The sequence below is a fragment of the Thermococcus sp. GR5 genome (assembly GCF_012027535.1).
GTDB classification, from domain to species: domain Archaea; phylum Methanobacteriota_B; class Thermococci; order Thermococcales; family Thermococcaceae; genus Thermococcus; species Thermococcus onnurineus.
On the sequence record NZ_SNUN01000003.1, the window covers coordinates 122,376 to 140,066 of the forward strand.

Annotated in this window: 29 protein-coding genes and 4 tRNA genes; 1 reads left to right on the forward strand and 32 read right to left on the reverse strand. The window is 52.1% G+C overall.

Annotated features, from left to right (window positions below; genetic code table 11):
* Positions 1–108 precede the first annotated feature (108 nt).
* Positions 109–435, forward strand: coding sequence for a PadR family transcriptional regulator (locus E3E33_RS04035; RefSeq protein WP_012571072.1), 327 nt, complete (start codon positions 109–111; stop codon positions 433–435).
* Positions 436–533: 98 nt separating this feature from the next.
* Here the strand turns inward: E3E33_RS04035 and E3E33_RS04040 are convergent, their stop codons facing one another.
* From E3E33_RS04040 to E3E33_RS04195, 32 genes are all read right to left on the reverse strand, one after another.
* Positions 534–692: a 50S ribosomal protein L40e gene (locus E3E33_RS04040; RefSeq protein ID WP_012571071.1), complete on the reverse strand. Its 159-nt coding sequence runs from the start codon at positions 690–692 to the stop codon at positions 534–536.
* Between the two features lie 58 nt (positions 693–750).
* Positions 751–838 (reverse strand) — tRNA-Leu (locus E3E33_RS04045).
* Positions 839–878: 40 nt separating this feature from the next.
* Positions 879–1,484, reverse strand: coding sequence for a 30S ribosomal protein S2 (rpsB, locus tag E3E33_RS04050; protein WP_012571070.1), 606 nt, complete (start codon positions 1,482–1,484; stop codon positions 879–881).
* A gap of 14 nt (positions 1,485–1,498) precedes the next feature.
* On the reverse strand, positions 1,499–2,524 hold the full coding sequence (locus tag E3E33_RS04055) for a hypothetical protein (RefSeq protein WP_167711057.1): 1,026 nt from the start codon (positions 2,522–2,524) through the stop codon (positions 1,499–1,501).
* 6 nt (positions 2,525–2,530) lie between these two features.
* Entirely contained in the window at positions 2,531–2,704 is a 174-nt protein-coding gene (locus E3E33_RS04060; protein ID WP_012571068.1) for a DNA-directed RNA polymerase subunit K, read from the reverse strand.
* Between the two features lie 21 nt (positions 2,705–2,725).
* Positions 2,726–2,803 (reverse strand) — tRNA-Pro (locus E3E33_RS04065).
* A gap of 16 nt (positions 2,804–2,819) precedes the next feature.
* On the reverse strand, positions 2,820–3,017 hold the full coding sequence (locus tag E3E33_RS04070) for a DNA-directed RNA polymerase subunit N (protein WP_012571067.1): 198 nt from the start codon (positions 3,015–3,017) through the stop codon (positions 2,820–2,822).
* 33 nt (positions 3,018–3,050) lie between these two features.
* Entirely contained in the window at positions 3,051–3,458 is a 408-nt protein-coding gene (locus E3E33_RS04075; protein ID WP_012571066.1) for a 30S ribosomal protein S9, read from the reverse strand.
* An 11-nt stretch (positions 3,459–3,469) separates the two neighbouring features.
* Positions 3,470–3,898 carry a 50S ribosomal protein L13 gene (gene rplM / locus E3E33_RS04080; protein WP_012571065.1) on the reverse strand — a complete coding sequence of 143 codons (429 nt, stop codon included), beginning with the start codon at positions 3,896–3,898 and terminating at the stop codon, positions 3,470–3,472.
* Between the two features lie 6 nt (positions 3,899–3,904).
* Positions 3,905–4,267, reverse strand: a complete 363-nt coding sequence (locus E3E33_RS04085; protein ID WP_012571064.1) for a 50S ribosomal protein L18e — start codon at positions 4,265–4,267, stop codon at positions 3,905–3,907.
* Positions 4,268–4,320: 53 nt separating this feature from the next.
* A tRNA-Leu gene (locus tag E3E33_RS04090) sits at positions 4,321–4,408 on the reverse strand.
* A 1-nt stretch (position 4,409) separates the two neighbouring features.
* A complete protein-coding gene (locus E3E33_RS04095; RefSeq protein WP_167711055.1) occupies positions 4,410–5,192 on the reverse strand; it encodes a DNA-directed RNA polymerase subunit D in 783 nt (260 codons plus the stop codon).
* Positions 5,193–5,220: 28 nt separating this feature from the next.
* Positions 5,221–5,640, reverse strand: a complete 420-nt coding sequence (locus E3E33_RS04100; protein WP_012571062.1) for a 30S ribosomal protein S11 — start codon at positions 5,638–5,640, stop codon at positions 5,221–5,223.
* Entirely contained in the window at positions 5,637–6,179 is a 543-nt protein-coding gene (locus E3E33_RS04105) for a 30S ribosomal protein S4 (RefSeq protein ID WP_012571061.1), read from the reverse strand. The genes E3E33_RS04100 and E3E33_RS04105 overlap by 4 nt, the downstream gene beginning before the upstream one ends.
* 10 nt (positions 6,180–6,189) lie before the next feature.
* The gene (locus tag E3E33_RS04110) at positions 6,190–6,639 is read right to left on the reverse strand and encodes a 30S ribosomal protein S13 (protein WP_012571060.1); all 450 of its coding nucleotides are present in this window, start codon (positions 6,637–6,639) and stop codon (positions 6,190–6,192) included.
* A 39-nt stretch (positions 6,640–6,678) separates the two neighbouring features.
* A tRNA-Ser gene (locus E3E33_RS04115) sits at positions 6,679–6,765 on the reverse strand.
* Positions 6,751–7,338, reverse strand: coding sequence for a class I SAM-dependent methyltransferase (locus E3E33_RS04120; protein ID WP_083757813.1), 588 nt, complete (start codon positions 7,336–7,338; stop codon positions 6,751–6,753). The genes E3E33_RS04115 and E3E33_RS04120 overlap by 15 nt, the downstream gene beginning before the upstream one ends.
* A gap of 115 nt (positions 7,339–7,453) precedes the next feature.
* Entirely contained in the window at positions 7,454–7,654 is a 201-nt protein-coding gene (locus E3E33_RS04125) for a hypothetical protein (protein WP_167711053.1), read from the reverse strand.
* 4 nt (positions 7,655–7,658) lie between these two features.
* Positions 7,659–7,946: a hypothetical protein gene (locus tag E3E33_RS04130; RefSeq protein ID WP_167731670.1), complete on the reverse strand. Its 288-nt coding sequence runs from the start codon at positions 7,944–7,946 to the stop codon at positions 7,659–7,661.
* A 230-nt stretch (positions 7,947–8,176) separates the two neighbouring features.
* Positions 8,177–8,479 carry a hypothetical protein gene (locus E3E33_RS04135; protein WP_167711049.1) on the reverse strand — a complete coding sequence of 101 codons (303 nt, stop codon included), beginning with the start codon at positions 8,477–8,479 and terminating at the stop codon, positions 8,177–8,179.
* A gap of 540 nt (positions 8,480–9,019) precedes the next feature.
* Positions 9,020–9,994 carry a hypothetical protein gene (locus tag E3E33_RS04140; protein WP_012571056.1) on the reverse strand — a complete coding sequence of 325 codons (975 nt, stop codon included), beginning with the start codon at positions 9,992–9,994 and terminating at the stop codon, positions 9,020–9,022.
* Positions 9,991–10,821, reverse strand: a complete 831-nt coding sequence (locus E3E33_RS04145) for a hypothetical protein (RefSeq protein ID WP_167711047.1) — start codon at positions 10,819–10,821, stop codon at positions 9,991–9,993. The genes E3E33_RS04140 and E3E33_RS04145 overlap by 4 nt, the downstream gene beginning before the upstream one ends.
* 245 nt (positions 10,822–11,066) lie before the next feature.
* Entirely contained in the window at positions 11,067–12,071 is a 1,005-nt protein-coding gene (locus tag E3E33_RS04150; RefSeq protein ID WP_167711144.1) for an RNA-guided pseudouridylation complex pseudouridine synthase subunit Cbf5, read from the reverse strand.
* A gap of 60 nt (positions 12,072–12,131) precedes the next feature.
* Positions 12,132–12,839: an SDR family oxidoreductase gene (locus tag E3E33_RS04155; RefSeq protein ID WP_167711045.1), complete on the reverse strand. Its 708-nt coding sequence runs from the start codon at positions 12,837–12,839 to the stop codon at positions 12,132–12,134.
* A gap of 80 nt (positions 12,840–12,919) precedes the next feature.
* A complete protein-coding gene (locus tag E3E33_RS04160) occupies positions 12,920–13,171 on the reverse strand; it encodes a 50S ribosomal protein L14e (protein ID WP_012571052.1) in 252 nt (83 codons plus the stop codon).
* Entirely contained in the window at positions 13,172–13,765 is a 594-nt protein-coding gene (gene cmk / locus E3E33_RS04165; protein ID WP_012571051.1) for a (d)CMP kinase, read from the reverse strand. It lies immediately after the preceding gene.
* Between the two features lie 9 nt (positions 13,766–13,774).
* The gene (locus E3E33_RS04170; protein WP_012571050.1) at positions 13,775–14,047 is read right to left on the reverse strand and encodes a 50S ribosomal protein L34e; all 273 of its coding nucleotides are present in this window, start codon (positions 14,045–14,047) and stop codon (positions 13,775–13,777) included.
* Between the two features lie 42 nt (positions 14,048–14,089).
* Positions 14,090–14,617 (reverse strand): DUF106 domain-containing protein, encoded by a 528-nt coding sequence (locus E3E33_RS04175; protein ID WP_012571049.1) that lies wholly within the window; start codon positions 14,615–14,617, stop codon positions 14,090–14,092.
* Positions 14,610–15,200, reverse strand: coding sequence for an adenylate kinase (locus E3E33_RS04180; protein ID WP_167711043.1), 591 nt, complete (start codon positions 15,198–15,200; stop codon positions 14,610–14,612). Before E3E33_RS04180 ends, E3E33_RS04175 begins: the two co-directional genes overlap by 8 nt.
* Before the next feature lie 75 nt (positions 15,201–15,275).
* Positions 15,276–16,721 carry a preprotein translocase subunit SecY gene (gene secY / locus E3E33_RS04185; RefSeq protein ID WP_012571047.1) on the reverse strand — a complete coding sequence of 482 codons (1,446 nt, stop codon included), beginning with the start codon at positions 16,719–16,721 and terminating at the stop codon, positions 15,276–15,278.
* Between the two features lie 35 nt (positions 16,722–16,756).
* Positions 16,757–17,203 carry an uL15 family ribosomal protein gene (locus tag E3E33_RS04190; protein WP_012571046.1) on the reverse strand — a complete coding sequence of 149 codons (447 nt, stop codon included), beginning with the start codon at positions 17,201–17,203 and terminating at the stop codon, positions 16,757–16,759.
* A gap of 11 nt (positions 17,204–17,214) precedes the next feature.
* Entirely contained in the window at positions 17,215–17,682 is a 468-nt protein-coding gene (locus E3E33_RS04195) for a 50S ribosomal protein L30 (protein WP_012571045.1), read from the reverse strand.
* Positions 17,683–17,691 lie beyond the last annotated feature (9 nt).

Here is a 17,691-nt window from a genome sequence, read left to right on the forward strand (position 1 = left end):
ACCACCACTGACACCTACATCAATAGAAGATAAAACGTTTTTGCCCAAAACGTTTAAATTAAACGGCTTCAAAATATTTGTAGATCATAAAAGTTTGGGAGTGGGAGCATGACGAGCCCCATGGAGAGACTCAAAAATAAGATTACCAAAGAGGTTCTGTGGCTCTACATCCTCCGCCTGCTCAGAGAGAGGCCAATGTACGCCTACGAGCTGAAGGAAAGGATAAAAGAGGCGTTTAATTTCGAACCAGCAACCGTTAGCTCATACGTTGTCCTCTACAAGCTGGAGAAGGACGGCTACGTAACAGCGGAATGGCAAGAGAGCGAAACCGGGAAGCCCTCAAGGAAGTACTACAGGCTCACGCCTGAGGGGGAGAAGCTCCTTAAAGAGGGGATAGCTTTTCTCGAGCAGATGCTCTTGAAACTCAAGGAATAAATGCTTTTCTCAAAATTTCTCAAATCTCCCTGGCATCTAGTGCCAATGAAATATCGAAGAAAAGCTCCAAATGGAGAAATACAAGAGGGCTAAAGCCCTCAGCGTCCCATTCCACCACGCGGCTCCCTAGCCTTCGGGCGAAGGCCCTTGTAGCCGCACTTCCTGCACTTCTTTGCCTTCCACGGGTTAGTGGCACCGCAACGCATGCAGATGTACTTCCTAAATATCCTGGCCTCAGCCTCCGGGAATCTCGCCATCGTAATCACCCCATGATCTTGAATCCAACACACCTATTCCTTCTCACTTTTAAAGCTTTGGTGCGGGGGACGGGATTCGAACCCGCGCAGCCCTACGGCAGCGGATCTTAAGTCCGCCCCCTTTGGCCAGGCTCGGGCACCCCCGCGCGAGGGAGAGTAAATTGGGGAAATTAAAAAGCTTTGCCCTCAGGTTCTGACTATGCGCATCTCGAAGTCCTCAACCGGAACCTTGAAGTCCTCCCTGCTCTCTATCTCCTTCCTGTTGTAGAGTATCTCCCTAGCGAGGATCCAGTAGATGAGCGCGAGAGCCTTCCTACCCTTGTTGTTGGTTGGAATGGCAACATCGACATAGCTAAGGAAGTTCTCGGTGTCGACGAGAGCAACTATCGGAACGCCTATCTCAATGGCCTCCTTCATGGCCTGGTGGTCTGCCCTCGGGTCAGTGACTATGAGAACGTCTGGCTCGAAGAAGTTCTTGACCTGCGGGTTGGTCATGGTTCCCGGAAGGAAACGGCCCGGTATGGCTCTGGCGCCGGTAACCTCGCCGAACTTCTTGACTGGCTTCTGGCCGTAGAGCCTGACGCTCACAGCGAGGATACTCTCCGGATCAAACTTGGCGAGGAACTTGCCTGCAATCCTAAGCCTCTCGTCAGTCTTCCTGACGTCGAGGACATAGAGGCCGTCCTGCCTAACGCGGTAGATGAACTTTTTCATGTCCTGGGTCTTCTGCTGGGTTCCGATGTGGACACCGGCAGCAAGGTACTGGTCGAGTGGAACGAGGTATTCCTCCATTCTTCACACCTCCTTCATCCTTCAAAGGTTATTATCCTACCTCTTTCGCCCAAATCTTCGGCGATTCTTATCAGCTCGTTCAGCTTGGCGATGGAATCCTTCCTAAGGACCATCGCCGGGCATCTCAAACCCACCGCAAGATGGGCCAGTGCCTCGTCGGAGGACTCATAGAGAGCCTCCGCGAGGATTGGAGTAATTCTCTCCGACTTCGCGTCGTTCACAAGGTTGTATAAGTCGGTGAGCGTGCCCAGATTGATAGGCTTTATGGACAACGCATTATAGTAGCGCCTGTCGAGTATGTCCTTCTCGCGGAAGAGGTGCTCGCCGTCCACGAACACCTCGTGAGTGCCAGCTATTAGCTCGAGGAACAGCTCTTCGTCGCCGATAGGCTTTATGTAAGCTATGTTATTGTCCTCGACGATTGAGAGCACTTCTTCAGTCTCCATTGGCCTCTTCTGGACGAGACCGAGCGCCACCTCAAGGCCAAGCTCATCACCAGCTTTTTCAGTGGCTTTTGACAGAGCCTCAACAGTGCTGCCCTCGGCGTTCTCAAGCACTTTTGTAGCCGCATCGACCACGTCGGTTATCTCCATGAGGTCACGGACCATAACGTAGTAGTCGAAGTCCTCACCGCTGGCTATCTCGAGGATTGGAACGGGCAGTTCAGTGGTGAAAGTTCCACCGATGTAGCTGTAGAGGGGCATCCTCTTGACACTCGCCGCAGCTTTGGCAACTGCTATCGAGACGGCCAGAGCTGTGTTGGCACCAATGTGGCTGAAGTCCTCGGTGCCGTCTATCTCCCACAGGTAGCTGTCTATGAGCTCCTGTTCGCTCGCGTCGAAGCCTATCAGCTCGGGCCCTATTATCTCGTCGACCTCGCTGACAGCCCGATGGGCCTCAGCTATATAGAGGCTCGGGTTCTCGTCTATCGGAGCCGCGAAGCGGCCGAAGCCCGAGCTCGTAATAACGTCTACCTCAACGGAGTACTTCCCGCCCTTGAGCACCGCGACCCTGCCGATTACGTTCTCTATCACCGTCATCTCTCATCAGCTCGGCCTTATTACGGTGAGCGGTATTATGCCCTTCTCGAACTCGAGCAACGCGGCATCGAGCGGCGTGATTCCTTCCGGAACGTCTATGAGTATGGGCGCACCCATCGCTATCTGGAGGGCCCTCGCCCCCACAATCCTCGCCCTTTCAAACCTCGTGTACTTAAACATTCCAACCACCCGTGCAAATTTTGGTGGGGCCGCCGGGATTTGAACCCGGGTCTCCGGCACCCCAAGCCGGGAGGATAGACCAAGCTACCCCACGGCCCCCCAGAAATGCGGTTTTTCAGTACACCTTGTAAACCATTACCTGGTCGATGAGCTCGACGTGGCTCAGCAGGGTTCTCCTGCAGCAGTACCTCTCGACCCCGAGGTCATCTAGGACCTTCTCGGGATCCTCGCCCTTCTCAACGCGGGCCTTAAATTCATAGTATTTGTCGCCTATTACCTTTCCACACGTGAAGCACCTGACGGGAACTATCACCCGTATCACCTTCTCAAATGAATATTAAAGGGGTCAGCGGTAGGACTTCTGCCTCTTGGCCCTCGGACCCTTAGTGGAGCGGTTGGGCTTGTGCGGCTCGGTTCTTCTGCTGTCTCCGACGAGCATTGTCCTGTCGTACTTCATAAACTTTTCCTTGAGGTTCATGTCGTTTGTCCACTCCACGAGAGCCCTGGCGATGGCAACGCGGGCAGCCTCTGCCTGACCCATGAAGCCGCCGCCCTCGACCTTGACGTCGATGTCAACCTTGCTGACGATCTCCTCGCCGGCAAGGACGAGAGGCTCCATGATTGTGAAGCGCGCAATTTCTGGCTCGATTATCTCAACCGGCTTGTGGTTGATCCTGACGCGACCCTTTCCTTCCCTAATGGTGGCCCTCGCAACGGCCGTCTTCCTCTTTCCAGCAGTCTGGATGACCCTCATCTTCTCTCACCTCAGAACTTTCCACCGAGGAACTTGGCGACCTCGCCAACGGTAACGTACTTGGGTGTGGCAAGTTTCGACATATGGGCCTCGCTTATAGTCTCAAGCTCCCTGCCCTCGAACTCCTTCGGAATTCCAACGTAGACCTTAAGCCTCTTGAAGGCCTTCCTTCCGCGGTCGGTCTTCCATGGAAGCATGCCCCTGACGGTTCTCCTGACTATCTCGTCGCTCCTCTTGGGATAGAACGGACCCTTCCTTGGGTTGGTCCTGGTTCTCAGCTCGGTTCTCTGCTTGTACTTGGCGAAGATGTCCTCTCTGTTGCCGGTGATGATGGCCTTCTCGGCGTTAACTATGACCACTTCCTCGCCCTCAAGGAGCATCTTGGCAACCTTCGAGGCGAGCCTTCCAAGTATGAGTCCTTCAGCGTTAATAATCCTCATGGCCCATCACTCCATTATGATTACTCCACTTCCCTTCGGGTTTCTCTCAATGAGCTCCTCAATCGTGATGGCCTCTCCACCGGCCTCGGTTATCTTCTTCTTAGCAGTCTCGCTGAACTTCCACGCCGCAACGACGACCTTGTGCTCGAGCTTTCCGGCTCCAAGAACGCTTCCCGGGACGATGACAGTGTCGCCTTCCTTGGTGTAGCGGTTGATCTTGCTGACGTTCACTTCAGCCCTCTGCCTCCTAGGCCTCTCAAGACGCCAGGCAATGTCCTTCCATATCTTAACTCCTTCCTCGTTCGACTTCTTTCTGAGGTAGCGGATGAGCCTCCTCAGGTTAATGTCGGTTGGACCGGTTCTCTTCATGAGCATTCCTCCTTCACAATTCTCGCACCGAGGGACGGGGTGAGCGTGAATTATGGTGCGGGGGCGGGGATTTGAACCCCGGAACCCCTACGGGACGGGACCCTGAATCCCGCGCCTTTGGCCAGGCTCGGCTACCCCCGCGTCAGTCCGCTAATTTATGGAGTTCGCTTATAAATCTATCGCTCTTCCTCATGAGGATTTTGAGGGCTATGGTGACGATTTCCTCAACGGGGAGCTCTCCATTGCTTTCCACAGTAAAGACGAACGTATTGGGCACTACCTCTTCCCTAATCTTATCGCCCTCGTACGGCTCAAACTTCCTCGGAAGGTAGAAAGCCTTCGTGGTAGTTATGACGAGCTCCTCGTCGGTCTCCTCAACGGGCAGACCGCGTTTCTCAGCCAAAGCCTTGAGCTCCTCCCAGTCTGGAACATCTTTGCTCACGTGGATCTTCGTGAGGTACTTGTAGTAGACGAAGCCCGGCTGCCACTTGGCGTGGTCCTTTCCGCGACCGAGCTTGGCATAAGCGTTCAGCGTGAGATTCTGGCCTTCGGCCAGCTTGACTATCGGTATGTTCGGGTTAGCCGGCTTAACTCCCTCGTCGTCGCTCTTGAGGTCACCAGAGTAGACCATACCCGGCCCCTCTGCCTCGAGAGAGAGGGTAACGGTGTAATCGTCAAGCTCGAGGGCATCGAGGGAAAACCTCTCCACTGGAGTGGTGAGCGGAATCATGGCCAGCCTGTGGGCAATTATCTCGTCAAACAGGGCGGAATCGTTCTCGAAGAACTCAACCTCGTCAACCGCAAAGGTCGGAACCTCGGCTAAGATGGTTCTCCTGAGGGCGTTGGCGAAGGGAACATCAATTCCCTCAACGATGAACTTAATCGAGTCCTCCCTTTTCTCAAGAATGCGAAACTTTGGCTCCATTTGCACCACCAAAAAAGAAGTTGTAGGGTCAGACACGCCTACCCCTTCTTCCGCCCTTCGGCCTAGTGCCATCGTGCGGAATCGGGGTGACGTCCTCAACCCTTCCTATCCTTAGGCCGGCCCTAGCGAGGGCCCTGATGGCTGCCTGGGCACCCGGACCGGGGGTCTTGCTCTTGCTTCCTCCCGGAGCGCGGACCTTGATGTGAACACCGACGAAGCCCTTCTCCATGGCCTCCTCGGCGGCCCTCTTGGCGGCAATCATAGCCGCGTAGGGCGAGGGCTCGTCCCTGTCAGCCTTAACGACCATACCGCCGCTCCACCTGGAGACGGTCTCGGCCCCAGTGAGGTCGGTAATGTGGATGATGGTGTTGTTATAGGAGGAGTAGATGTGGGCAACGCCCCACTTCTCCTTCTTCTTAAGGTTAACAACCTGCTGTTCCTCGCTCATGAGGCCTCACCCTGCTTAGCCTGTTCGATAACCATTCTCTCGGGGTGGCTCTCCTTCGCGAAAGGAGAGGTCTTGGAGTAGGTTATGGTGTCTTCCTCCTCCTTAAGGACGAGATAACCCGGAGAGCGGATTATCTGGCCGTTGACCTCGATGTGGCCGTGGACTATGAGCTGCCTGGCCTGCCTGATGGTCCTGGCGAGTCCCTTCTTGAAGACAATGGTCTGAAGGCGCCTGTCGAGGACATCCTCAACGGTAAGGGAGAGAACGTCATCCAGGACGGCATCGGCCGGAAGAAGGCCGAGCCTGTTGAGCCTCTGGAGGAGCTGGGCCCTCTCGATCTCAGCCTGCTTGCCCCTCGCCGCAAGGAGGCGCCTGGCTCTACGCCTGAACTCCTTGAGCTGGGTCTCGTGGCGCCAGAGCTCCTTCTTGTTCTTGAGGGCGTACTTCTTCATGAGCACGCGCTCTCTGTCAAGCCTCTCCTTAATCCACGGGTGAGAGGGAGTCTCGTACTTCTTCCTCTGCCTCTTAGGGTCTCCCATTTACACCACCTCACTTCTTTCTCCTTCTCACGCCGACAGTGGTACCGTGCCTGAAGTTCGACCTAGTTCTCTGTCCCCTGAGCGGCAGTCCGAGCTCGTGCCTTATGCCGCGGTAAGCCCTGATTCTCCTGAGCCTGTTGATGTCCTCACGCCAGGCCATGACGAGCTTGGCGGTGATAAGGTGCATGTCCTTACCGGTCTCATAGTCCTTCGGCCTGTTGACCGCCCAAGTCGGGATTCCATGGGCGACCGGATCCTCGAGGATCTCCTCAATCTTCTTGACCTGCTCGTCGGTCAGGTAACCGGTCTTCATGTACGGGTCAATCCCTGCAACCCTGAGCACCATGGTAGCGAAGTTTATCCCTATGCCCTTGATGCCCGTAAGGGCCCATCTCAGCTGCTTATTTCCGTCCAAATCAACTCCCGCTACACGGACGATGTGTCTGAAGTTGTCCGTCATTACGAATACACCTCCATATCAATCCTTCAGAGAGGATTTTGGCGCCGGGACGGGGATTTGAACCCCGGTGTCCATACGGACACGGGCTCTCAAGGCCCGCGCCATCCCAGGCTAGGCGATCCCGGCATACACGCGGTAACCGCTCCCCTTTGCCAGCTCTCTCACTTCGGTGAAGTGCTCCTCCATTAAACCCTTAATATATTTTGCCCCCTGCTTTGTCTTGATAACAAGTTGCAGGAGGCCTCCATCGTTGAGATGCCGGGGAGCATTTATAACTATTTCCCTCAGGATTTCCTTTCCCGCGTGCACCGGGGGGTTAGTGATGATTGTGTCGAACTTTTCGCCCCTGACGGGCTCATAGAGGCTTCCCCACCTAACCTCGGCGTTTCTAACGTTGTTGATTTTTAAATTTTTCCTCGCTATGCTTACCGCCCGTCTGTTCACGTCGGTCATGACGACGTATTCAACAAAACGAGAGGCAACAATCCCTATCGCACCGTAGCCGCAACCGAGGTCGAGGACACGCCAGTTCCCGTCAAGTATCATACTCTCTATGAGCAGTTCCGTTCCTCTGTCGAGTTTCCCGAAGGAGAAGACTCCACTGGCCGTTATGAATTTAAAGCAGTGACCCCTAAGGCAGACCTCAATGGTCTTTGTCTTGAGGGGAACGTTTGGCTCTTTGGAGTAGTAGTGGCTCATGTGCAGGGATAAGAAAAGGGGTTTATAAAGATGGGGATGCACACGAACTCAATGTCCTGTCTCCCCGAGAAGGATTCTTCCATAAAAGTTCACTAAACACCACTACTAACCAATGTCATGACCTCGATGAAGAGCCGAATAGCTTTCCAGCCCTAAATAGCCCAAACCCCACGACACTCCACCCCACAATGAATCCTAGATAGACCACCATAGGAAATTCTTGTTCCATGCCCTTTGATAATGCCAATAATCCAATAGCTCCACCAATTGCTCCTAGCAATATCCATAGCACAAACCCTCCTTTGGAGTTAACCATGGGATTACCTCCTCAAACGAGCTCTGTTTTCTTTTTTCCTCATTTCTACGAAGAGTTCAAGGAGAATCAACAGGGCAACGCCGATTATTGCCAGATACTTAAGCACGTTCTCCCACAGTGCGAATATCGATGAGAACATCGCAACGAGGCCCGTCAGCTTTATTGATTCCCCTTCTCCCCTAAGGCTGAGCACGTAGAGAAATAATGACACTAATCCAATGACCAGCGGCAATGCTTTGCCCCCATACAGACCATAGACCACTACAACAACCATGAAGGGTACGAGAACCATCCACACCGCTTTCATGAAAGCTAATCCCCAAGTTTCCTCCTAATCCACAGCCTTGGTGGTAGTGTTAGCAGGCTCAGGACGAGGGAATATAATCATCTTGACCGGCCGGAAGGTCAGAGTTCGAGTTCATCCACCACTATCCATAGCCAAAAACAAAAAGACGAATATTAGGAACGTCCTCAAAAGCTCCTCCTCGAGTATTTTGTCTATGTAACCACCCCCAGGTCTTTTCACCCTATTAGGAGCAACGCCGACATAACGATTATGATCCCAACCACGGAAAGCTTGAGCTTTAACAATGCGCGTTTCCTTCTTTCCTCCATGATTTTTGAAACCAACTTCTCCTCAAGTTCTCGCCGGTATTTCTCCACATCCTCGGGGAGCTCATCCTCCGAAACAGTCTTGAGGTCGCTCTTCCTGAGCACGAATGAGAACGTCTTAGGCCTCCTAAAGTACTCAACCAGTCCTGAGACCAGCAACCAGAGGGAAATTCCGAGCACCGCTCCCAAGAGATACCCCTCTATAGTAGGCATGGGTATCACCTTACGGATGTCGGCGTTTGTGAATAAGCCTTAATCAATCCCTAATTACTCGCGATATGCACAGACTTCCTATCCATTAAAGTTCCGCATATAGCCGCAAATAACGCGGACTTCGCAAATACCGGTGCTAACCAAACCCAGTGAGAGTCGTTACTAACGATTCCCAAGCTAATAATGCCCCGAGCATTGTTATAGCCATCACACTCAGATAACCGGCCGAATAACATGTTTGTGCCGTTCTATTGCAACTTTTCCTGATACCCCCAAGGATGCCCTCGACTGCCATGATTATCAAATGCCACCAGAGCAATTAACCCCCAAACACTCACGGATCACCTCACTTTGGCTAATAAAAATTAAGCCTTCATCATATATAAGATTTTTCTTTTACGAGTCGTATTTGGCAACGCTTTTTGTAGTATTTATCAATTCCAAACAAATCAAAACGACGAGAACAAGCCAAAATCAAAGTAACCTAGTGGACGAGTGAACGCGACAAATAGAGAGTTTTTCCCAACATTTATTGGTTCATTAAGTTTTTCCACCATGAATCTTCAACCTTAACCACCCGCCAAGCGTCCCGAAGGGGAGGAAAATCGTCGTAAATATGTACAGGAGCCTGAACACCGTTAACAAAGATTCCCTGATAAACGAGGCACTGTAATCCCCAGTGACTATCATCAAAGCTACCATCGCCCCAAATCCATAAAAGATGCCGTAAAACAGGCGCCAGGCTCCGCTTTCGGCGTATTTCTTCCCCAGCAACTCCTCTGCCACAAGTTTCCTGGTTATCTTGTAGTCTTTTTCAGACACAACCGCGAAAAGTGCCCCAATCAGCCCACTTAGGACTATGTTGTCAATTACGAACAGGTACAGCCCGGAAGTGACCGCCACAAAAATTACAACGGCCCTGATTTTAAGTATCCGCTCGGATATCACATACTTGTGAGCCATCATGGAATAGTACCAGCTGGCCAAAACAAAAACGTAAAGCGCCATCGAGACGCTCTTTTCCAAACTCACCCCGGAGGAGTATGCAATTGTGAACACGAGGAGGGACGTTGAAAGTTCCTTGAGGAAGTTTCGCCAGGAATAGACGACTTTTTCGGGTGTTTTCTTACCTCTCTCATGTAGCATTGCCACGAGGAACAGCACAGACGCGCCGATTATGAACAAAACGCCGAGCACTTTGGCGAGAGGGATGAAAGAGGTGCCCGGTTTTGCAAACGCCGCGTGGATAAGCTCAAATAAAAGCACTCCGAACCCAAACGAAATCAGAACAAAGAGTATAAGTCCGATACTTGGAGATTTTAAAAATTGAGACTCTCTCTGCTGTTTATCCGGTCTTTTCCAGAAAATATGCGCAGAGGTGTAGAGAAGTGACAAGATGACTGCAAATAAGAAGCTTTCCCCCAATGAAAGCGAAAGGGCGTAGTGGAACAGGATTGCCAGAAAAACTGCCCCAATAAAAAAGTTTAGAAGGAGAAAATGTTTCTTCCCTCTCATCCACATACCACCTCACAAGCTCCGGTACAAGCTGGAGCGCACGCATATTCTTCACAGAAGAAAGGGGTTGTAGGCAATGAACATATGAGCCCACAACTTGATGTACATGTATCATCCATTATTATGAAAGTGCTGTGTCCTACTATATTATAGTCTCCTAAATCCCTCTCAGTTTTCTTAGCTAAATCGTTAAGCTCAATCCTGACTTTATTCCAGATCCAGCTTGTGGTATCGTTCTTCCTGATTTCATTCAGCACTTTGCCAACAAATCTATAGTGGTCAGCAAGAGGGGTTTTGTTCGCGAAGAACACTATATCCGCTACAGGTTGGGCCTTACTATCCCTCGGTTCGATATTCACCATTGTTGTGAACAAGTTAGTGCCGTTTATGTGTATTATTCTTGTAATAACACTTAGGTTGTACTGACTCCTCTCAGCCTTGTAAACGAGGACATACATGGTGTAGTTGAAAGTCTCGTTGTAAAGGGTTATCCCAAAGAACAACAACTGCTCGTGCTTTTCCGTCATGCTGTAAAGCGTGACCACCGAGACGTTTACATTGGTGGTCAAGTTGGAAGTGCAGGAACTTGAGTTGTGGCAGGGGTAGGAAGTGTTAGTCAAGTTCGCGAAGTCTATGGTCCTGTTCACCCAGGTCACGTTCATCTGAAGCCTACCCTTCTCATCATACCAGGCAACCACGGCCCTACGGAAGGTCACGCTTGAGTTGTTGGCGGTCATTGCCGCAGCTTGTGGTGCGGCAATCAATTGAAGACTCAACAGCAGGGCAAGCAAGAAGACAGCACCAACCTTCTTGACCCGGCCTTCCACGGAGGACACCTTCGGAGATTATCACCAGATCCAATGTCAAAATCCTTAAAAGCTTTTCCAATTACAAGTTAAAATTAGTTCTGTTTTTTCGTAGGATTTCCAATTTCCAACCGTAGCATCAAGAAGAGAATGAGACGAAAAAAGCAAGAGTAAGAGAGTAGACCGGAGAAGACAAACGTTCATTATAGAATGCCTCAACCGGAGAGAGAAAGGTATCAAGAAAGTGAGAAACCGAGACAAGTCCCTCACCAGAGCTTGGGATACCAGTCCCTCGGCATGAAGACCTTGTCGACGTCAACCGCTATTCCCTTGCTCTTCTGGAGCATCTCACCGCTCGTCATGGTGGCCTTACCTAGTGCGACGAGCTCGTCCTTGAGGGTCATCACAGCAACTAAATCGCCCTTCTTGATACCCTTGTGAACCTTGACTATTCCCGGAACTGCAAGATCAGCGCCATGAGTAACCGCCGCAACCGCAGAGTCCCTAATCCACACCTTCGGCAGGTGCTCAACAGCCTTCTCCATCGGCTGTATCGCCTTCCTGAAGTACTCCTCAATGCCGTCCTCCTTCCAGAAGTGATAGTAATCAACAAGGTCGTGGAGGGTCACTAAAGTTTCGTCTTCCTTGAATGGGCCGCTTCTGGTACGGCGAAGCTCGGCCATGTGGGCACCGACACCGAGGGCAAGGCCAATGTGGTGGATCAGTGAACGGATGTAGGTTCCCGCCTCAACACCGGCCCTGAAGAGCACGTCCTTGCCGTCTATTTCGAGTATCTCGATGTAGTACACCTTCCTCGTCCTCAGCCTTCTCTTGACCGCGCTCCTCAGGGGCGGCCTCTGGATTATCTCCCCCTCAAACTCTTTCATGACGGCGTAGATTTTGTCCTCCGGAACCTCGCCGTGGAGATGCATCAAAGCAACGTACTCCTTACCCGCTGGAAGCAGCGCCTGAACCACCCTTGTAGCTCTCTCGAGGGCAACTGGAAGAACGCCGCTCACCTTGGGGTCGAGGGTTCCACCGTGACCGGCTTTGTTAAGGTTGAAGAGCTTCTTAACCCAAGCAACTACCTCGTGGCTTGTAGGGCCTGGAGGCTTGTCGAGGTTGATTATGCCGAACTGCATGTGCATCTCCATAGGCCTCTTCTCGGGCGGAAAGCCCCACTTGGGGTTTGTCTCAGCCTTCTCGTCCTTTATCAGAACCTCGCGCTTTATATCGGCTGGAAGGATTCTCCTCACTTCGTCCCTCGCCATGAGCATCACCCGATGAGCGTTATCGTGGTAACCTCGAGTTCGCGCTTTATAAACCTGCCCTCAGAACTTGAAGCGGTAGTTGAAGACAGGCCAACGGGGGAGGTACTTCACGAGCTTAAGATAACTCGGAATGAAGACCTCGCGCTTGTTCTTTTCGATGGCGGTGATAATTGCACTGACGACATCCTTAGGGTGTAGTGCCCCCTGTGGAACCCTGTCGTTCCAAAAGGGTGTGGAGACCTGCTTGGGATAAACCCGGATGAGCGTTATTCCCTTCTTCTCAAGCTCGTGCTCTAGATTAACTGAGAGATAGTGGAGGGCCGCCTTTGAGGCACCGTAGGAGGGAAGGTCCCTCACGTTCACGAAAACCACACCGCTCAAAACCATCACAACCTTGCCACCCAGAGGGATTAAGTCCAAGAGCTCACGTGTGAGAGCCACCGGGGCTATCGTGTTCACCCTGAAAATCTCTTCCAGCTCCTCTTCGCTCTGCTCTACCAGGGGCTTCAGTATACCAAAGCCTGCGTTGTTTATGAGAACGTCGAGCCTCTCAACACCGAGGTTTCTCAACTCACTTCTAATAACTTTAGGGACGTTTCTCCCCCGCAGATCTGCCACGATATAGTCAAAGTTGCCCAACGATTGGAGTTCCTTCAGTCTCTCCTCGTTTCTCGCAACGCCTATAACCCGGTAGTCCCTCCCAACGAGAGCCTCCACCAGAAGCCTCCCAATGCCGCCGGTCGCACCTGTTATAAGTGCAGTTTTCATGCCATCACCAAAAGAGTCTCCAGAGAAGGACCTTAAAAGTGTTGAGAAGTTAAAAAGAGGCCAAATGGCCTCCAGGGATTTCACTCGAGGCTGATTCCAGCCTGCTCAAGGGCGGCCTTAACGGCCTCGTCGTCAGCACCCCTCTCGATGTTGACCCTCTCTGGGAGGGGCTCGAGGTGCTTGACGTTCATCCTCCTGCGCTTGACCTTGTTAAGGCCAGCGCCGGTAACGAGGACGAAATTCTTGTCGATGACGTCAACGACGACGACCTTCTGGCCAGCCCTCCTTCCTGCAATGATAACGGCTATTCTTCCAACCTCAATGGCTGGCATTCATCCCACCTCCTTCTTTTTGTTGCCCGGGCTAACGCCCGACCCCGCGTCACCGTCGGGGTAAAGGTGGTCGATGGCGGCCTTCACAATCGCGAAGACCCCATCGGGACCCCATTTAGCGGTGTTGATTATCAAGTCATAAATCGACTTGTCGTCGATGTCAATACCGTAGAGGTTTAAATACCTTTTCCTGTTGCCCTTCTCGCGCTCGGCTATCTGCACGAAGGCCTCCTCTACGGTTATGCCCTCCCTGAGAGCGACACGCCTAGCGCGCTCCATTATCGGAGCGTCGAGCCATATCTTAAGGTCAGCGTCCTTAACCATCCAGCCTGCAAGGCGGCCTTCAATAATGACGTTGCACTCCTTGGCTGCCTCAACCTGCCTCCTGTCAACCTCCCTGTCGATCTCGGGATGAAGCTCGGCATACTCCTGGAACTCCTGAAGGGTCATCCCCATCTCCTTGGCCATCTGGCGAAAGATTAAGCCGGCATAGATGTGCTTGAAGCCGTAGTGCTTGGCGAGATTCCTGCACAGAGTGGTCGTTCCCGAACCGGCTAGGCCGCTGACGGTTATGACGAGGCAGCCCTTGGGCATGTTCGCACCTCAAAGGGAAATCCCGGCCCTAATCTGGGCCTTTATAACCTTCCTCATGCAGCTCGGGCAGAGGTTCGGATAGGGCCTCTCAGGTCTCTTCTTGGTCTTCGGGAGCTTTCTGAGCTCGCTCGGCCTGCCGCGCGGGACACCATTGAGCGGCCTGCCGCACATGGCACAGTGGGCAATCTTTGGCTTCTTCCTCTCAAAGTGTATGACCGTCCTTCCGCCCGGAGTCCTGACGTACTTCCTTCTCCATGACCTTGACCTGTACATTGGCTTCATTTCTCTCACCTCGCAATGCCTTTTTGTCAAGCGTTTTTAAATTTAACCCATATCAAGGAGCTTCCTAAGGATGTAACCCGTTATCATGGAGGTCATGATATACCAACCTATGTATCCCAGCTCACTGGGAGGAAGGCCAGAGTGATACAGGCCATGGAACCAGTCGAAGAGGAAAAAGTCAAAGGGAGCCTTTGCTATGCCTACCTCAAAGTACCATCTCCTAAGCCAAGTGAAGAATATCCAGAATATAGGCATCGTCAGCAGGGTGACCTTGAACATTGTGTCCTTCATGACCTCACTTTGGAGCTTCATGAGCTCCATCTGCTCCTGCTGGAGCTTCTTGAGCTTCTTCTCATCCCTGGAGGCCTGAGCCTCTTTGTACTTCTTCTGAAACTCCTTGCTCTTCTTCTGGAGCAGTTTAACCTTCTCCTGATCAACCAGAACGTAGTTGATTAAGGTGAAGAACGCACCGAGTATTATTCCCGACACGGTAACTACCCATATCGGGTGGTACGAGGTTATCATTGGTCCGAACAGGTTGTCAAGGAATGTATATATTCCCTCAATCATACTCTCCCACCGCCAAATCCAGTACTTCAACAAGCTCGTGGACAGCCTCCTCAAGGCCCTTATCCTCATGGTTCTCGATTATCTTTATAAGCGCGTTGGAGTGCATCGCGTAGCTAACCGCCGCGGCACGGTTCAGATCCTGATGCCTCTGTATCTGCTCTTCAGTTTCAACGTCCCTATCGCGCTTAAGATCCCTAAGCCTTCTACCGAGTATCTCGCTTGGCGTGGCCTCAATTATGACTATGAAGTTAGGGTTTATGACTTCTATAACCTCCTTGGGGAAACCGAGCAAGTAACCGACAGGGGTTCGTATGGTGGCGTGAGTATCAATGAGTATTGGTTCAGTTTTTGCCATCTCAACGATTCTCCTTGCCGCTTTCATCTGGAGTTCCTTCTGGACGTTCGGATTGAGCTTTCTCATCTCGTCCCTGTGCTCCACCAGGCCAGCCTTAACTGCCTCCTCGAACATTAGATCCCCGAAATTTACCAGTCTGAACTTAGCTCGGGCTTTTCTGAGAGCCAGCCGGGTTATGGTACTCTTCCCCACGCCAGGGATTCCTGTTATCATGACCACAAACGGCATCATGCTCACCCAAGGAGGTTTCTGGAAGAAGTAATCGAACCGGGTTTAAAAGGTTTTGTAAAGAAAGGAAAGAGTTCACTTGGCAAAGAACTTTCTCAAAGCGGGGAACATCTCGGTGGCCTGCTCTCTGGCTATCTCCTCATAGAACCTGTAGAGGATACCGACGGTAAGGAGGATTCCTGTTCCAGTTCCGAGAGCTCCAAGGAAGTCTGCCAGCACTGCGACAAGTGCTAGGGTGAATGAACCCAAGAAGGTAACGTAGGGTATGTACCTGTTGAGAACCCTCTCGAGTATCCTCGGATCCCTTCTGAATCCTGGAATCTGAAGTCCAGCGCTCTGAAGCTGTCTGGCTATGCTCTTGGCGTCTAGGCCGGTGAGCTCTACCCACAAGAAACCAAAGATTATCGACCAGAATATTGTCATTAGGGCGTAAACTAGTGCCCTCGTTGGATCTGCTATGACGTGGTAGATGTCCCTTGGTGGGTAGAGATATGTGACAAATCCGCTTATGGGATACCCATTGGCATCGAAGGTTCCAAGCCAAGTGTAGCCAAAGTTGTTGAGGAGCCTGGCCCAGAGCTGTATGTTGGCGTAGAGAGCAAACGTCAGGATTATCGGAATGTTACTGACGTACATGAACCTTATCGGATACCTTCCACGAACGGTAACCCTTCCATAGCTGAGCGGGATCTCAACGCGCATGCTCTCCAGATAGACGACGACTAGGAATACAACTATGGTTGCCAGCAGGTCCATCATGTCTGGTAGCGTTCCCCTGTATAGGGCTCCGGTAACATCACCGTAGAACAAGTGCTGGATAAACGCAGGCACAGCACCAACTATGGCCGGCCCGCCAGTTACTGGATCAATGTATTCAGCAGTAGTCATAGGGTTGAGAGCCTTGACGATAACTGTCTGTGAAACTCCCGCGGCGATGAAGAGGCTGATACCGCTACCTATACCCCACTTACTGACAAGCTCATCGAGGAGGATGAGCATCACCGAGGCAAATCCCAGCTGGAGAAGTATCAGTATGGCGAGCCCTATTCCTATGTAAGCCGCGCCTCCCGGAGTCTGGACTGTCTGGAAGGCACCAAGGCTGGTGTCAACCTTACCGAAAGCGCCGGCAAAGACGTATATTGCCGACTCGAAGAAGCTCATGAATACAGCGAACAGCTTTTGAGCTGCCTGGTAAAACCTCCTATCCTCATGATTTGAGAGATCAAGGTGAATTATCTCGGAACCGACGAGAAGCTGCATGATTATGCTCGCGGTGACGATTGGGCCTATACCCAGCGTCAAAAGAGAACCGCTTCTACCGGCAAGGACGAACCTGAGCGTGGCGAAGTAGTCCTGGATCTGCTGCGGGATTCCGTAGAGCGGAATTTCCGCGAGAACGAAGTACAGCAGCAGAACAATGGCGGTCCACATGAACTTCTCCTTGAGCGGAATGTGTCTTTTAGGCCGCTCAACCTCTGGGAAGTACCTCTCAATCGCGAACACTACGTTTCTGAGCCCCATGAGTAACACCCGCCAAAAGTTAAATTAAATGGAAATCAGGCGAGGAGAACCTCGCCGCCAGCGGCCTTAATCTTGTCCTCAGCTTTGGGGGTGACGTAGTAGGCCTTGATGACAAGGGGCCTGGTGAGCTTTCCAGTTCCAAGAACCTTGTCGACGCCGAGCTGGGTGGTGTCGACGATGATCTTCCCCTCCTCCTCGTAGGCAACGCCTATATCGAGGAAGAGCGGGAGGTTCTCGTCGATCTCGTTGAGGTTTATGGTCTTGGGAGTGTACTGAACAGCCTTAGGCCTGTGGAAGCCCCTCTTGCCGAGGTGATCAGGAGCATACTTAATGGTCCAAGTCCACTTGGTGTTCTTCCTCTTACCGGTGCCGGCCATTCCTCTACCGCCCTTGCTTCCTCCACCTCTGTGCTTCTTCTTGCAGCCCCATCCATGAGTGTGACTTCCGCGGAGCTTCCTAACCTTCTTCTTCCTCCTTATCATCTCTCGCCACCTCAGAGCATTCTCTCAATGAGCTCGTTTATCTTCTCGCCGCGGTAGCCGAGTGCTCCGCCCTCCTTGAAGGAGCGCTTCTTGCTACCCTTGAGGCCGCCCCTCGGCGGGTGGAGCCTGAAGACCGGCTTGATGTTCGGCAGGTCGGTGAGCTTCATCTCTCCACTGACGACCTTCTGGGCAAACTCCTCAATGGTCATTCCAAGCTTCTCCTTGACGTAGTCGTCAGTAACCGGCTTGTTGCCGATGAGCCTGCCCCTCTTCCTGATGAGCTTGGCGAGGGTCTCTGCATCAATCTCGCCCCAGGTTATGTAGTCCTTAACCTTCTGAACCATTCCCTTGTAGCTCGGGGTGTCGTCGATGAGGACGAGGTGGTTTATCCTGTGGAGGCGGAGCATGGCGAGGGTGTCCCTAACCTCTCCCCTCGCCCTGATTCCGCTCCTAAGCCTGATGAGTGCGAGCTTTGCCATTCTCTCTCA